Source organism: Pseudomonas sp. Irchel 3A7 (assembly GCF_900187565.1).
GTDB lineage: Bacteria > Pseudomonadota > Gammaproteobacteria > Pseudomonadales > Pseudomonadaceae > Aquipseudomonas.
The window spans coordinates 207,264-222,778 of record NZ_FYED01000010.1; the positions used below are offsets into that span (position 1 = coordinate 207,264).

Annotated in this window: 15 protein-coding genes; 5 read left to right on the forward strand and 10 right to left on the reverse strand. The window is 60.8% G+C overall.

From position 1 onward, the window contains the following. Positions 1-5 precede the first annotated feature (5 nt). From CKW21_RS18065 to CKW21_RS18080, 4 genes are all read right to left on the reverse strand, one after another. Complete coding sequence (locus CKW21_RS18065) at positions 6-1,313, reverse strand: FAD-binding oxidoreductase (RefSeq protein WP_095195311.1); 1,308 nt, start codon at positions 1,311-1,313, stop codon at positions 6-8. An 89-nt stretch (positions 1,314-1,402) separates the two neighbouring features. Then, on the reverse strand, positions 1,403-2,242 hold the full coding sequence (locus CKW21_RS18070; protein WP_095195312.1) for a transporter substrate-binding domain-containing protein: 840 nt from the start codon (positions 2,240-2,242) through the stop codon (positions 1,403-1,405). 76 nt (positions 2,243-2,318) lie between these two features. Continuing rightward, on the reverse strand, positions 2,319-3,089 hold the full coding sequence (locus CKW21_RS18075) for an amino acid ABC transporter ATP-binding protein (RefSeq protein WP_095195313.1): 771 nt from the start codon (positions 3,087-3,089) through the stop codon (positions 2,319-2,321). 15 nt (positions 3,090-3,104) lie between these two features. Next, positions 3,105-4,070 carry an amino acid ABC transporter permease gene (locus tag CKW21_RS18080; RefSeq protein WP_095195314.1) on the reverse strand — a complete coding sequence of 322 codons (966 nt, stop codon included), beginning with the start codon at positions 4,068-4,070 and terminating at the stop codon, positions 3,105-3,107. Between the two features lie 379 nt (positions 4,071-4,449). On the opposite strand from CKW21_RS18080, the gene CKW21_RS31860 reads away from it, so the two are divergent. Beyond that, complete coding sequence (locus CKW21_RS31860; RefSeq protein ID WP_095195315.1) at positions 4,450-4,680, forward strand: hypothetical protein; 231 nt, start codon at positions 4,450-4,452, stop codon at positions 4,678-4,680. A 103-nt stretch (positions 4,681-4,783) separates the two neighbouring features. Here CKW21_RS31860 and CKW21_RS18090 read toward each other — a convergent pair whose 3' ends face one another. The 6 genes from CKW21_RS18090 to CKW21_RS18115 form a co-directional block, all read right to left on the reverse strand. After that, positions 4,784-6,085: an OprD family porin gene (locus CKW21_RS18090; protein WP_095195316.1), complete on the reverse strand. Its 1,302-nt coding sequence runs from the start codon at positions 6,083-6,085 to the stop codon at positions 4,784-4,786. A 119-nt stretch (positions 6,086-6,204) separates the two neighbouring features. Continuing rightward, the gene (locus CKW21_RS18095; RefSeq protein WP_095195317.1) at positions 6,205-6,684 is read right to left on the reverse strand and encodes a MarR family winged helix-turn-helix transcriptional regulator; all 480 of its coding nucleotides are present in this window, start codon (positions 6,682-6,684) and stop codon (positions 6,205-6,207) included. 73 nt (positions 6,685-6,757) lie between these two features. Beyond that, positions 6,758-7,897 carry a cyclohexanecarboxyl-CoA dehydrogenase gene (gene aliB, locus CKW21_RS18100; RefSeq protein ID WP_095195364.1) on the reverse strand — a complete coding sequence of 380 codons (1,140 nt, stop codon included), beginning with the start codon at positions 7,895-7,897 and terminating at the stop codon, positions 6,758-6,760. A 59-nt stretch (positions 7,898-7,956) separates the two neighbouring features. Continuing rightward, positions 7,957-8,739: an enoyl-CoA hydratase-related protein gene (locus tag CKW21_RS18105; RefSeq protein WP_095195318.1), complete on the reverse strand. Its 783-nt coding sequence runs from the start codon at positions 8,737-8,739 to the stop codon at positions 7,957-7,959. A gap of 31 nt (positions 8,740-8,770) precedes the next feature. Beyond that, a complete protein-coding gene (locus tag CKW21_RS18110) occupies positions 8,771-9,538 on the reverse strand; it encodes an SDR family NAD(P)-dependent oxidoreductase (protein ID WP_095195319.1) in 768 nt (255 codons plus the stop codon). Positions 9,539-9,586: 48 nt separating this feature from the next. After that, the gene (locus tag CKW21_RS18115) at positions 9,587-11,203 is read right to left on the reverse strand and encodes an AMP-binding protein (protein ID WP_256590278.1); all 1,617 of its coding nucleotides are present in this window, start codon (positions 11,201-11,203) and stop codon (positions 9,587-9,589) included. Between the two features lie 217 nt (positions 11,204-11,420). Between CKW21_RS18115 and CKW21_RS18120 the strand changes: the two genes are divergently transcribed. From CKW21_RS18120 to CKW21_RS18135, 4 genes are read left to right on the forward strand one after another with little or no spacing between them, the layout of a single operon-like run. Further along, a complete protein-coding gene (locus CKW21_RS18120; RefSeq protein WP_095195320.1) occupies positions 11,421-12,197 on the forward strand; it encodes an enoyl-CoA hydratase in 777 nt (258 codons plus the stop codon). Between the two features lie 51 nt (positions 12,198-12,248). Further along, a complete protein-coding gene (locus tag CKW21_RS18125; protein ID WP_095195321.1) occupies positions 12,249-13,109 on the forward strand; it encodes an enoyl-CoA hydratase-related protein in 861 nt (286 codons plus the stop codon). Between the two features lie 48 nt (positions 13,110-13,157). Continuing rightward, positions 13,158-14,354: an acyl-CoA dehydrogenase family protein gene (locus tag CKW21_RS18130; protein ID WP_095195322.1), complete on the forward strand. Its 1,197-nt coding sequence runs from the start codon at positions 13,158-13,160 to the stop codon at positions 14,352-14,354. Between the two features lie 11 nt (positions 14,355-14,365). Further along, a complete protein-coding gene (locus tag CKW21_RS18135) occupies positions 14,366-15,508 on the forward strand; it encodes an acyl-CoA dehydrogenase family protein (protein ID WP_095195323.1) in 1,143 nt (380 codons plus the stop codon). The last annotated feature ends 7 nt before the right edge of the window (positions 15,509-15,515 follow it).

Here is a 15,515-nt window from a genome sequence, read left to right on the forward strand (position 1 = left end):
GGATTTCAGTTTTTTTGAGTCGCCCTGCGTTGTGAACGCGTTTCTTGAAACATATCCATCATCTTCAGACCGGCGTATACCGTTTGCGCCGCAGCCGGGCCGAGGGGGCCGCCATTCCATTCCAGACCGTAGGCATCGAACAGACGGTAGCGATCAGTCTCGCCGCAAATGGCTTCTGCAATGACGCGTGCGCCAATGGGGGCGGTGTTCATACCATGGCCACCAAATGATGTACACGCCCATAGCCCCTTTCCGAGCGGACCGATGTGAGGCATTTTGTGCCGCGCATAGCCCATCAGCCCGGACCAGGCTTTATCGATCTTGATGCCCCGCAATTGCGGGTATACGTCGAGGATGTCGCCGGTCAGCAACTGCCCCAGGCGTTTTTCATCCTGCAGGTTCCTGGTGGTGATACGGCCGCCCCAGAGCAGGCGGTCGCCGTCGACGATTCGGTAATAGTCCGAGGCACGGCGATTGTCGCCCACGGCATCGGTGGTGCCTACCGCATCGGCCAGACGCTCGCCCAAATGTTCGGTCAGTACCGCGTAGGTTGCGATCGGCAGGAAGGCGCGCCGTAATTTTCCGAACTCAGGGCCGCCATAACCGCCGCAGCAATACACCACATTCGCGCAATCGACAGTGCCCCGGTCGGTAATGACGCGATGTCGTCCATTGCGGCTCTCAACCCGGACCATGGGTGACTGTTCATGGATCTTTCCGCCGCTGCACTCGATGAGCCGGGCCAGGCCCAGGCAATAGTTCAGCGGGTGGAAGTGAAATCCATGATTATCGCGCAGCGCCTGGAAGTACCTGTCGGTCTTGAGCTTTTCACGCACGGCGTTGCGATCCAGGTAGTCGAGGTGGAAGTCGAAATCCGTCGCCATCCTGTCGCGCAGGCGCTTGAGGTTATCGCCATCCTCGTAGCGCACCACGCTCAATTTTCCAGGCGTTGGTGCGCAACCTGGCAGCTGATGACGGGCGATCATGTCGCGAACGGTGTCGACACCTTCGAGCGACAGTTTGAATAGCGCGGTGGCTGTCGGTTTTCCGCAGCGTCGCTCGATGGAAGACAAGCCTTCGGACCAGCCCTGGAGGACAAAGCCGCCGTTACGGCCGGACGCTCCCCACGCAACACGGCCGGCGTCGAGCAGCACCACGGACCGACCTCGCGATAACAGTTCCCAGGCTGTGCTCAGCCCCGCCAGGCCTGCACCGATGATGCAGACATCGGCCTGAGCGTTGCCTGACAGCGGCGCGCGCTCAGTCGTGTCGTGCATCGTGGCGGTGTAGTAATTGTTGTTATAGGTGTACATGAAGTCCGTGGTCCTTTTTCGCGCGCAGACAGGCAGCGCGCCGCGTCGGGAACGGGCGCCTGCCCTGCAATGGATGTAGTGCGCCGGGATTATTGAATGGCGGTCAGATCAGTGCCGTACCACTTCTCGGACAGTTGCTTGAGCGTGCCGTCGGCTTTCATCTCTGCAACGGTTTTAGTCAGCGCGCTATTGAACGCTTCGTCGCCTTTATCCACGGCGATGGCCAGCGGTTCGTAGTAAGCGGGTTTGCCCTCCACCCGGACGATGGGATAACCATTCTTGACGGCCGCGACGACGGTTGGCAGTGCGGACAAGGTGGCGTTCAGTCGGACCCCGTTACCCATGCGCAGATCATCCAGAGGACCCATGCTGTCGCCGTACGTCTTCACCTCGCCCGGCGTGACGTCGTAGGTGAACGCTGGCACATCGGCCGCGTCGATCTTGAGGCGACGATTGATGTAGTCCTCCGACGTCGTGCCTGCTTCGACGCCGATGATCTTTTCGTTCAGATCCGCTGCCTTGGTCCCCGCTGCATCCTTGTGCACGGCGAATACATAGGGCGTGTAGTAGTAGATGGCGGGGAAGTCGAGGACGCGGGCGCGCTCGGTGGTTGGCGTCATCGAACCGACCGACAGGTCCCAGCGATTGGACCAGCGTCCTGCAGTGATGATCCCGTACTCGGGGGTCACGAAGTCGACCTTGCTACCCAAGCGTCGGCCGATTTCGGTGGCCACATCGATATCGAAACCTTGCAGCTTGTTGTCCGGACCCAGGAACGATTGCGGTGGCCAGTTAGCGGCGGTGGCCACTTTGATCACCTTGGTTTCATGGATGCGGTCGAGGGTCGAACCCGCCCAGGCGGCGCCTGTGCCGAGCGTGACGGCGGTGGTAACAGCGGCTGCGGTGAACAAGCGAGTGATCGAGATCATGAGTAAGCCTCCAGGTATCTTGTGTGCAGTTTTTTGTTGTTTTTGTCGATGACTTCAGAAGGTACGGCGATGCTTCTCAGTGGCTGAGAATCTGTGACAGAAATTCCCGGGCGCGTTCGTGCTGCGGGTTCTCGAAAAATTCATTGGGTTTGGCCTGCTCGATGATGCATCCCTGATCCATGAAGATGATTCGGTCGGCGACCCGTCGGGCGAACCCCATCTCGTGGGTGACGCACACCATCGTGATACCGTCCTGGGCCAGCTCACCCATCACGTCCAGCACCTCCTTGACCATTTCGGGGTCAAGCGCCGAGGTGGGTTCGTCGAACAGCATGATGCGTGGTCGCATGCACAGGGCGCGGGCGATCGCCACGCGCTGCTGCTGGCCGCCGGAGAGTTGGCCGGGGTATTTATCCGCCTGGTTGCCGATCCGTACGCGGTCGAGGTATTCACAGGCCAGAGCGCGAGCCTCTGACTCCCCGAGCTTGCTCACCAGGCGCGGCCCCAGCATGAGGTTCTCCAGCACTGTCATGTGCGGGAACAGGTTGAACTGCTGGAAGACCATGCCAACCTGACGGCGGATGCTGGCCACGCAGGCGGCATTGCGAGTCAACTCGATGCCGTCGATGAACACTTGGCCTTTCTGGAAGTCTTCCAGCAGGTTCAGGCAACGAATCAACGTCGACTTGCCGGAACCCGACGGACCGCAGACGACTACGATCTCACCGCTGGTAATGTGCAGGTCGATGCCTTTGAGCACATGAAATTCGCCATACCATTTGTGCATCTCATGAATCGAAATGGCGGGGTACGGGGCAGGGGCTGCTGAAGTTGACGACGGGTTCATCGTAATGCTCCTGATTCAGCGGTGGGCACGATTGAAGTGCTTTTCCAGACGGGACTGAACGGTTTCCAGCACGATCGACAACAGCCAATACAGCACGGCTGCGGTGATGAGCATTTCCAGGTGCCGGAATTCGGCGCGTCCTTGGGTTCGTGCCAGGAACATCAGCTCCCAGACTCCGATTACCGAAACCAGCGAGCTATCCTTGAGCATCGAGATGAATTGGTTGCCCGTCGGCGGAATGATCAGGCGCATGGACTGCGGGAGAATGACCCGAGTCATCGTTTGAAAGGGATTAAGACCGATCGCCCGGGATGCTTCCCATTGCCCCCGCGAGATACTGCTGATCCCCGCGCGGAAGATCTCCGTCATGTAGGCGCCATAGCAGAGCGAGAGCGCCAGTATTCCTGCCGGAACTGCACCGACCACGTAGCCGAGTTGAGGGATGCCCAGGTAAATGAGATAGATCTGGATGAGCAGCGGAACGCCGCGGAAAAATGAGGTGTAGAAGCTGGCGATGGCAATGGCGAAACCGTTGGAAGATAAACGGGCGGTCGCTCCCAACAGTGCCAGGACAAAGGCGATTGCAATGGAAATTGCGGACACGTAGACGGTGGTGAAAACCCCTTGGGTAATCATGAAGCCGACTTTGGTCGCGATGAAACTGTAGGAAAGATTGAAGGTGTCGAAGAATAGAAGGAACAGCACCAGCAATTCGCACCACACCGTAATGATCTGCGCCCGCAAGGGAAACCGGCCAAGGATGAACAGATTCAGAACAACGGTGATGGTGAATGTGCCCCCGACCGCGATGTCACGCGCCAGTGGTGCTTTCAGGTCAAGAACGATTGGCCCCATCAGATTGGAAAGACGGCTTTCACCCACACCGCAGGCAAGTGTGATGACGAAAATGACAGTAGCGACCACCCCCATGAACAGGACGCTGTCAGTCATGCGCGCCTTGACGATATGGTCTTTGTACATGGCTTACGTTCCTCAGGGTGTGCCCCTTTGTTGTTGTAAGTCCATTATGTGTCTGCGAAATGCCGGGCGGGACCCTGCAAAATGTTGGATATGTCAGTTTGTACGCGCATATCGGTGGGTCAGACCCATACATCTGCTCGTGCTCTGAGCACTCTGGCCATGAGGACTATTCAGATGTAGCCCAAACGCTTGAGAGTAGGGCCATGGACTTTATCGAACACTCAAGGGCGCAGTTCTTGTCGGCTTGATTGCCCGCTTCTCTTTATTTCCCAAAGGAATCATTGAGTTACTAAATGGTCATACCCACGGTTAAACGCTGTCCGAATGACATTTTCGAGCAGCCACACCGTTTCATACCCCCGACCTTTAGGACACTCAAATGAATCGCGCAGTCATGATGATCCTGGCCATTTCAAGCACTCTCTTGCTGGGAGGCTGTGGCCATCACTGGGATGACGGAGAAAGGCACGGCCGATACCACGATCATGATCATCGCCGCGGATATGACCAGAGAGATGACGATGATCGGGGTTATGACCGTCGATACGATCGTCGCGACTATGATCGCGATCACCGTCGTTATCGTGATCGTGACGACAGGGACGACTGACCCTGGACGTAGCCGTGACACAACCCGGGTAAATACCGACCTGGGTTGTGGTGATGCCACTGCGTCTGAATCCACTTCAGGGATGATTGACGGAAACTTAGGGTTACCAGAACTTGAATGTGTAGGCGACGATCAGGCGATTTTCATCGACATCCGTCGTTTCGCTGCCGCGATAGGTGACGTTGCGCCAGCGCAGGCTCAGGTTTCGCAAAGGCCCGCTCTGGATCACGTAGGCAATGTCGGTATTGCGCTCCCACTCTTTGGCGGCAACGCCACGAATCGTGAAATCATCGCCTCGCATGTAGCGCGTCATGAGTGTCAGTCCGGGCATGCCCAAGGGGGCAAAGTCATAGTCGTAACGCAGTTGCCAGGAATCTTCCCTGGCCCGGACGAAGGGTTGGTAGGTGCCGTTGTTCAAGGCCCAGGGATCGGCGACCAACAGATAGGGAAGCCCGGTGTCGCCATTCTGGTTTTGATAACCAAGGCCCAGTGAGTGACCACGGCTGCTCAACGTCAGCATGCCACCCAGGTAGCGGTTGTCGACGTTGGTCCGGCCCTCGTCATCGCTGCCGAAATAGCGCACGTCAGCCTTCAGGTTGATGCTTTCGGTCAGGGCCGATTTGTACAAAAGACTGGCGGCATTCTGGCTGTAGTTGTCCTTCAGCTCGGCGCGGTAGAACGTGGCGCTGAGGTTGGGCTGCAGGGCGTAGGTCGCGCCAGCGTAGTTGAAACGGTCCGTGGGTACGCCGCCAGTGGAGCCGTCGGCTGCCATGCGCATGTCTTCGTAGTCGGACGAGTCGCGCTGGTGGGCCTGGCGAAACTGGCCTGCGGTAAGGCTCAGGCTCTGGATGTCGGTGGAGACCACCTGACCCCCTTGATAGGTCTGTGGCAGCAGGCGCGTGTCGTTGCGAAACAGCACCGGCATCACCGGTTCGTGGTTGCCGAGGGTGACGACGGTCTTGGCGACTTTGAGCTTGGCGGTCGGCGCCAGGAAGCTGTACTCGTCCACTGGCTCACCGGTCCGCTGATTGCGCTGCAGGACGCCTGTACCGCTGGTGCCGCCGCCAGAATCGAGCTTGACGCCAACCAGCCCCAGCACATCCAGGCCAACGCCCATCGTACCTTCGGTGAATCCCGAGTTACCGCGCAAAATGAAGCCTTGTGCCCAGTCTTCGGCTTTGCTCTGGGGTTTGCCATCGTGGCGCGGGCCGTCGACCAGGCCGGCGTCGCGGTAGTCGCGATTCATGTAGAAATTTCGTGTTTCCAGGCTCAGGTGACTGTCGCTGACCAGGTCTGCATGGGCCTGTGTCGTGAGCAATAACGCAGACAGACAAGGGGCTTTGAGGGAATACCGGGCACGAGTCGGCCCGGCCAGATGCCCGGTGACGGGATTGGCTGTACGCATAATGAGATGTTCCTGCCTGCTGTGAGTTGTTTTTGTTGTTCAGCCAGCCCCGGGAAGGGGGCTGTTTAGGGTTTTATGAACAATGAAACGTCGGCGAGGGCAGGAAGGTCGGGATCAGCCTATTGCGCCTCGTCGTCTTGCTGCTCGTCGCCGAGCGATATGGCTGCCATGTCGCCTTGCAGCTTGTTGAGGTAATGCAGCAGGCTGACGCTGTCGTCGAAACTGAAGCCTTTCAACGCCTGCTGGTAAAACGTCTGGATCCGCTCCTGCAACGAGTCCCAGAAAGCCCTGCCGGTATCGGTCAATTGCACCAGGCGGGCACGTCCGTCATCCGGGTGCGGCACGCGCAGCACATGGTTGTCGCGTTCCATGCGTTTGAGCACGCCGTCCAGGCTCTGGCGACTGACGAACAGGTACTCGGTCAGTTCAAAGAACGAGATACCACCTTGATAACGTTCACGTGACAGCGCGCCGAGCACGGCCCATTGCACCGTGCTGATGCCCATCTCTTTCTGGACTTGCCTTTGCAGCACGTTGCCGGTCTGGAACAACCGGAAAAACAGCGTGTTGGGTACGGATCGGGTATCGCTATTGTTCATTAATGTTCCTTGTCGGCTCCGTAAGGGCGAGCGCGGCGGTATGAGCGCCCGGCCTGGCGGAGCAGGCAGGGCATCAGTTCGGGACAAACTCGCGCGCGATGATATTTTTCATGATCTGCGCGGTGCCGTCACCGATTTGCAGGCCAAGTACATCGCGCAGGCGCTGGGCGAACGGCAGGTCCTCGCCGTAACCGGTGTGCCCATGGGCCAGCAGACACTGCTTGACCACATCGAACGCCAGTTTCGGGCCCCACCATTTGTTCATGGCCGCCTCGGCATTGTGCGGCAGCTTATTATCCTTGAGCCACAAGGCGTAATAGCATTGCAGGCGCGCAGCATGCACGTAGGTCTGCAATTCTGCCAGTGGGTGGGTCAAACCCTGGAAGGAAGACAAGGCCTGGCCGAAGGCTTTGCGCTCGGTCAGCCATTGCCAGGTTTCATCCAGCGACTGCTGGGCCAGGGCCAGGCACTGCAGGCCGATCAGGGCACGGCTGTAGTCGAAGCCTTGCATGACCTGTTTGAAGCCCTTGTTTTCATCCCCCAGGCGATGGCTGACCGGCACCTGGACGTTGTCGAAGAAAATCGAGCCGCGGCCAATGGCGCGCTCGCCGGCATCGTCGAAGCGGGTGGTGCTGATGCCCGGCAGGTTCATGGGCACCAGGAAGGCGCTGATGCCGCTGGCGCGTTGCTCCAGCGTGCCGGTGCGGGCGAAGACCACGGCGACGTCGGCCTGGTCGGCCATGGAAATGGACGTTTTCTCGCCGTTGAGCACATACACGTCGCCCTTGAGCTCGGCCTTCAGGCGCAGGCTCGCGGCATCCGATCCGCCGCTGGGTTCGGTCAGGGCGATGCAGGCGACCTTGCGCCCGGCGGTCATTTCGCCCAGCCATTCCCGGGCCAGGGAGGATTCGGCGTATTGCGCGATGATCTGGCCATTGAGCGAAGTCAGCAGCGGGATGTACGCCACGTTGAAGTCGCCACGAGCCAGCTCTTCGATGATCAGGCCGGCGGTGACACAGTCCAGACCGCTGCCGCCGAACGCTTCCGGCAGCTCACCGCCCAGCAGACCCATTTCGCCCATCTGGGCAATCACTTCGCGCTCGATGCGGCCGTCGCGATCCCGTTGGCGGTAACCGGGGGCGAGGACGTCGGCGCTGAATCGTGCAACGCTTTCGCGGATGGCATTTTGTTGTTCTGTGAAGGCGAAATTCATGATGCTCTCCAGGCCATTGGGGTGCTGTGCCGGCAGCAGGATGGCTGCCGGCGCAGGGATCATTTGTAGAATTTGCGGAACTGGGGCTTGCGCTTTTCCTTGAACGCGGCGACGCCTTCCTTTGACTCCTCGGTGTCGTAGTACAGGCTCAGGGCCTGCATGCCGAGGCCGCCGATACCGCCGATGTTGGCGCTGTCGGCATTGAACGAACGCTTGGCGATGGACAGCGCGGTCGGACTCTTCTCGAGAATTTCCTCGCACCACTTCTGTACTTCTTCATCGAGCTGCTCGTGAGGCACCACGGCGTTGACCAGGCCCCAGTCCAGCGCCTGTTGTGCGCTGTATTTGCGGCACAGGTACCAGATCTCGCGGGCGCGTTTTTCGCCGATCAAGCGCGACAGGTAAGCGGTGCCGTAGCCCGGATCGACCGAGCCGACCTTGGGGCCGACCTGGCCGAACACCGCTTTGTCGGAGGCGATGCTCAGATCGCAGACCACGTGCAGCACATGCCCGCCACCGATGGCGAAACCGTTGACCCGGGCGATCACGGGCTTTGGCACTTCGCGGATCAGGTTCTGCAGTTCTTCGACCGGCAGGCCGATCAGGCCGCGACCGTCGTATTGGCCTTCATGAGCGCCCTGGTCGCCACCGGTGCAGAACGCCTTGTCGCCAGCGCCGGTGAAGACGATGACGCCGATTTCCTTGTTCCAGCCGGCGCGGTTGAAAGCGTCGAGCAGTTCCATGCAGGTCTGGCCGCGGAACGCGTTGTAGCGTTCGGGGCGGTTGATAGTGATGGTCGCGACGCCGTTGAGTTCCTGGTACAGGATGTCTTCGTAGTTCATTGCATGCTCTCCCATGTGAATGTCGCCTGGCTTAGCCAGCCATCGTCAGGCCGCCGGACACGCTGATCACTTGACCGGTAATGAAGTTGGCATCGTCGCTGGCGAGCAGGGCGATGATTCCCGGGTAGTCTTGCGGCTGACCGAGGCGACGCATCGGCACGGCATTCTTGAAGGCTTCCAGGAGCTTTTCCGGGTTGCTGGAGGTTTCGGCCACGCTCTTGAGCAGCGCGGTGTCGGTCGGACCAGGGCAGACCACATTGACGTTGATGTTCTTGGTTGCCAGCTCTCGCGCCAGGGTTTTGCTCAAGCCCACCAGGCCGGCCTTGCAGGCTGCGTAGACGGCTTCGCCCGACGAGCCCACGCGGGCGGCATCGGACGCCACGTTGATGACTTTGCCGCCACCGGCCTCGAGCATTTTCGGCAGCACCACGTGGTGCATGTTCAGGGCGCCGGTCAGGTTGATCGAAATCAACTGTTCCCACAGCTTGGGCTCGGTCTTGAGGAACGGCATGAAACGGTCGAAACCGGCGTTGTTGACCAGTACCGTTGGCACCCCCAGGTCTTTTTCGATGGCGGCCACGGTTTCGGTAATCGCGGCGTAGTCTGCGATGTCGGCGGTGTAGGCGACGGCCTTGCCACCGGCTTCGCGGATCAGGTCGACGGTGGTTTGTGCAGCGCTGCTGTCGCGATCGAGCACGGCAACCAGGCTTCCCTCGGCAGCGAAGCGCTGGCACACGGCACGACCGATGCCGCCGCCGCCACCGGTAATGATCACGGTTTTTCCACTAAGGCCTTTCATAGGGGCAATCTCCAAGTCAATTTGAATGGCGTGTATCGAGTGTGTGAATCAGCGGCGCTTGGCCGGGTCAATGCGAATGCTCGCGGCCCGCTCGTGCAGCTTGAATTTCTGGATCTTTCCGGAGGGCGTGCGGGGCAGGGCGGGCAGCACTTCCAGGTATTCGGGCAAGTAGTTGCGCGACAGGTTGTGTTCGAGCAGGAAGGCCACCGCGTCTTCGAGCCGCAATTCTGTAAAACCGTCATGCAACGTGACGTAGGCGCAGACCCGCTCGCCCAGACGCTCATCCGGGCAACCAACCAGGGCCACCGCCGAAATGGCCGGGTGCTTGTAGAGCAGGTTTTCCACCTCGACCACCGGGATGTTTTCCCCGCCGCGAATCACCACATCCTTGGTTCGCCCGGTGATGCGGATATAGCCCTGGGCATCCATGCGGGCCAGATCGCCGGTGGCGAACCAGCCCTGGGCATCGACGCTGTAGAGATCGGGACGCTTGAGGTAACCCACGAACAGGCTGGCGCCACGGACCTGAAGATGGCCTTCGCTGCCGGCCCGGACTTCAATGCCGGCATCGTCGACCACCTGCACTTCCATCAGGGGCAGGGCCAGGCCGTCGCTGTAGATGGACCGCTCGGGATCGTCCTGCGGACGGGTCATCGTCGAGGCGCCGGTTTCGGTCATGCCCCAGGCCGAGATGATTTTCGCGTTGATGCTCTTGCCGGCCTTTTCCACCAGGCTTTCCGGGATGGGCGCGCCGGCCGAGACAAAAATACGCAGGCTCGACAGCGCATCGCCGTGCAGCGGGGCGAGCTCGATCAAATCGGCGAGAAACGGTGTCGAGGCCATCGTGAAAGTGGGGCGCTCGGCGGTGGCGATCCTGATGGCGGTGCGCGCATCCCACACGTCTTGCAGCACCGCTGCTGCACCCAGGTAGATGGGCATCAGCATGCCGTAGAGGAACCCGGTCTGATGGGCCATGGGCGAGGCCATGAAGACAATGTCCTGGTGGCCGAGCCCCAGGCGCTCGGCATAGGGGATGACATTGCTCAGCAGGGTTTTGCTCGTGTGCAGCACGCCCTTGGGTTCACCGGTGGTGCCGGAGGTGAATAGCAGTTGGACAACGTCGTCGGCCTGGGCGCGACGCTCGGCGAACAGCGCCCGGGTATCGCCATCGTTTTCCCATGCCCGCTCCAGCAGTTGCCGTTCAAAGCTGTTGTCGCCGTCACCACCGATGACCAGAACCTGGCGCAGGTCAGGCAGATCGGCGCGCAGGGACTCGGCCATGCTGGCGTAATCGAAACCGCGGAAGTGTTGTGGCACCACCAGCAGATGACTGCGAGCGTGGCCGAGCATGAAGCGCAGCTCGCGTTCGCGGAAGATCGGCATCAGCGGGTTGAACACGGCACCAATACGGGCGCAGGCCAGGAACAGGGCAGTCATCTGCCAGCCGTTGGGCAACTGGCAGGACACCACACTGCCTTTTTCCACGCCCAGAGCGGCCAGGCCGGCACCCATACGGGTCACCACGGCATCCAGTTCGCCGTAGGTAAACGAGACAGGGTTGTCCTCGCCGCCCTGGTAGCTCGTCAGGGCGCGACAGTCTGCGCCCCGGGCGAGCTGCGCATCCCAATAATCTGTAATGATCATGTCACTACTGTTGCTGGTCATGGGCGTTTCTGGATGATGATCTGCCGGTGTGGCTGTCCAGGTGTTCATTGTTGGTTATCGACTCTTAAGGGTTGGAGTTGTTGTTCTCTTACGATCTGGTATTGCCCTTTCGATGAGTTGAAGATAAGGCTTTCAAAATTAATATGTCAACATGTTGTCTTTATATTTTTCTGTGGATATATTCGAAGCCATTCCCGCAGAACAAGAGGTAGATGACATGGCTTTCCTGAACATCCTTGTCGAGCAGCGTGCAGCCGTCGGCCTGATCCGCCTGAATCGCCCGGCTGTCTATAACGCCCTCAACGACGCCTTGATGACTGAGCTGGGCCAGGCGCTGCTGGCGTTCGAGGCAGATGAGCAGATTCGCGCCGTCGTCATTACCGGCAATGACAAGGCCTTCGCGGCGGGTGCCGACCTCAGCGAATTGCAGTTCAAGGGCTTCGCCGATGTGTACCTGGAGGATTTCGTCACTGCCAACTGGGAAACCGTCACCCGCTGCCGCAAACCTGTGATCGCCGCAGTCGCCGGCCTGGCGCTGGGCGGTGGCTGCGAGCTGGCGATGATGTGCGACATGGTCATAGCCGCCGACAACGCCCGGTTCGGTCAGCCCGAAGTCAAGGTCGGTACCTTGCCCGGCGCCGGCGGCACCCAGCGCCTGACCCGCGCCATTGGCAAGGCCAAGGCCATGGATCTGTGCCTGACCGGACGCTTCATGGACGTCGATGAAGCCGAGCGTCTGGGGTTGATCAGTCGCGTGGTGCCCCTGGCCAGCCTGCTGGATGAAGCTCTGGCCGTGGCCGCGCAAATCGCCGCTCACCCGGCCATCGCGGTCAAGCTCAATAAAGAAGCGGTCAACCGTGCCTTTGAAACCACGCTGGCCGAGGGTGTGCAGTTCGAGCGGCGCTTGATGCACGCCAGTTTCGCCAGTCAGGACCAGAAGGAGGGCATGCAGGCCTTTGCCCAGAAGCGTCAGCCGGTGTGGACCCACCGCTGAGCAGCACGATCCTTTGGCAAGCCGCCTGACAACAAGAAGAGGAACTGCCCGATGACTTCAGCCGTACAAATGACCCGCGAGGCCCGTGTAGCCTTGATCCGGGTCGACAACCCTCCGGTCAATGCCCTTGGCCACGCCGTACGCGCCGGGTTGCTGGAAGCCTTTAGAGCGGCCGAACAGGACGGGCAGGTCGAAATGATCATGCTCTATTGCACGGGCAAGACCTTTATCGCCGGCGCCGATATTCGCGAGTTCGGCCAGCCTGCCCAGGCGCCGATCCTGCAAGAACTGACCCTGGCCATCGAAAACGGCAACAAGCCTTCGCTGGCCGTGTTGCACGGTTCGGTGCTGGGTGGCGGGCTGGAAGTCGCGCTGGGTTGTCACTACCGCATTGCCCACAGTGCCAGCCGGCTCGGCTTGCCGGAAACCCGTCTGGGCTTGTTGCCCGGTGGCGGCGGCACCCAGCGCTTGCCGCGGTTGGTGGGCGTGGCAACCGCGTTGGAAATGATCATCACTGGGGAGCCGATCGAGGCAAGCCAGGCGCTGGGGCTCGGCCTTGTAGACGCACTGTTCGACGATGAGCCTCTGGTCGCGGGCTTGCGGCATGCGCGGCAACTGTTGGCCGAGCAGGCCTCTGTGCGGCGCGTCGGCCAGATTGAGATGCCCACGACACCTGCCGAGGCCAGCGCGTCGATCGCGGCCCGACGCAGCGCAATCACCCGAACCCATCCGGATTCATTCTCGGCGCCGCGCTGCCTTGCCGCCGTCGAAGCAGCGACCCAAATGCCATTGATTGAAGGCTTGCAGCGCGAGCGCGCACTGTTTCTCGAATGCATGGCATCGCCCCAGCGTGCGGTGCTGATCGAAGACTTCCTTGCCCGGCGCCAGGCGGCCAAGAACCGCCAAGGCTGAACCCGCGGCCAGCCTGGGGTTGGCCTGACCATCGATAGAGGACTTTGCATGGACATCCACTACACACCTGCCGAGGTTGAGTTCCGCGCTGAGGTGCGAGCCTTTCTTCGCGACGCGCTGCCTGCGGACATCGCCAGCAAGGTTCGCCTGGGCAAGCGTCTGGGCAAGGACGACCACCAGCGCTGGCAGCGCATCCTCGCCCGGCGCGGCTGGTACGCGGCCAATTGGCCGGTGGCCTTTGGTGGCACCGGTTGGAGCGTGGTGCAAAAACACCTATTCGAAGAGGAGTGCGCCGCCTTCGGAGCGCCGCGCCTGATTTCCTTCGGCGTCAACATGGTTGCCCCGGTGATCATGAAATTCGGCAGCCCGGCACAGCAGGCGCATTACTTGCCGCGAATTCTCTCGGGCGAAGACTGGTGGTGCCAAGGCTATTCCGAACCGGGTGCAGGCTCGGATCTGGCCAGCCTCAAGACCCGCGCCGTGCGCGAAGGCGACCACTATGTGGTCAACGGCCAGAAGACCTGGACCACTCTGGGCCAGTACGCCAACATGATTTTCTGCCTGGTGCGCACGGACAGCGAAGCCCAGCAGCAGCGGGGTATTTCCTTCCTGCTGATCGACATGACCACCCCCGGCATCAGCGTGCGCCCGATCATCACGCTCGAAGGCGAGCATGAGGTCAACGAAGTGTTCTTCGACAACGTCCGCGTGCCGGTGGAGAACCTGGTGGGCGAGGAGAATCAGGGCTGGACCTGTGCCAAATACCTGCTGACCCACGAACGTACCGGGCAGGCCGGCATCGGTCAGTCCAAGGCTGCGCTGGCGTACCTCAAAGAGGTTGCCCGGCAGGAACTGCGCAACGGTCAGCCGTTGCTGGAGGACCCGCAGTTCCGCTTGCAGGTTGCCGAGGTGGAGATTCAGCTGCTGGCCATCGAAATGAGCACCTTGCGCATCCTCGCCGCCGCCCAGGCCGGCGGTGTTCCCGGTGCCGAAAGCTCGATCCTGAAGATCAAGGGTTCGGAAATTCGCCAGGCCATCAGCCACTTGCTGCGCAAGGCGCTGGGCGCCAAGGCGTTACCTTTCGTTGAAGCGCAACTGCACGACGACTTCACCGGCACGGCGCTGCACAGTGACTACAGCGCTGCCCCCGCCAGCCAGTATTTCAACCTGCGCAAGCTGTCTATCTACGGCGGCTCCAATGAAATTCAAAAGAACATCATCGCCAAGATGATTCTTGAGCTTTAAGGAGGTACGCAATGGACTTCACACTCAGCTCCGAGCAGCAGATGCTGCAAGACACCGTGGCCCGACTGGCCCGCGATCACTACAGCTTCGAAGCACGCGAAGGCTACTACCGCAGCGAAACCGGCATGAGCCCGGCGTTCTGGAAACAGATGGCTGAACTGGGCCTGTGTTCGGTGCCGATTGCCGAGGAGCATGGCGGTTTCGGTGGCAGCGGCGTGGACAACATGCTGATCATGACCGAGCTCGGTCGCAACCTGTGCCTGGAGCCGTTCTTGCAGTCGCAGATTCACGCGGCGGGCCTGCTGCAGCAACTGGGTGATGCCGGCCAGCGGGCAGACCTGTTGCCGCAAGTGGCCGAGGGCTCGCTGCAACTGGCCGTGGCGCTGGAAGAGCTGCAAAGCCACTACCAGTTGCACGATGTGCAGACTCAGGCGCGCCCGGTCGAGGGCGGCTGGTGCCTGTCCGGGCGCAAGATCGCCGTGGTCGGTGCTGCCAGTGCAGGGGTGATCCTGGTGTCGGCGCGCACTGGCGGTGAGGCTCGGAGCGAACAAGGCATCAGCCTGTTCCTGGTCGAATCGCAAACGGACGGTTTGCAGCGTCGCGATTACCCCTGCATCGATGGCCCGCGTGCCAGCGACCTGATCCTCGACAATGTTTTTGTGGCCCGCGGGGCTTTGCTCGGCAACGTCGGCGAGGCTTTGCCGGCCTTGCGTTATCAGCAGGGTCGTGCCATTGCCGGGCAGTGTGCCGAGGCCGTCGCCGGCATGCAGGAAGCCTTTCGCCTGACCCTCGACTACCTCAAGACACGCAAGCAGTTCGGTGCACCCATCGGCAAGTTCCAGGTGCTGCAGCACCGCATGGCCGACATGCGCGGCGAACTGGAGTTGGCTACCTCGATGGCCATCCTTGCCGCCTGTGTGGCCGATCAGGCCGACAGCGACGAACGCAGCCGGCAACTGGCCGCCGCCAAATTCGTGGTGGTCCGCGCCGCACGCCTGATCGCCGAGCAAGCGATCCAGTTACACGGCGGTATTGGCATGACTTGGGAATACAGCCTGGCTCATCACGCCAAGCGCCTGGTGATGTTGGGTCATCAATTGGGCGATGACGACCACCATTTGCAGGCCTACGCCCAATTGCTGCACAGCGCCTGATCGATCA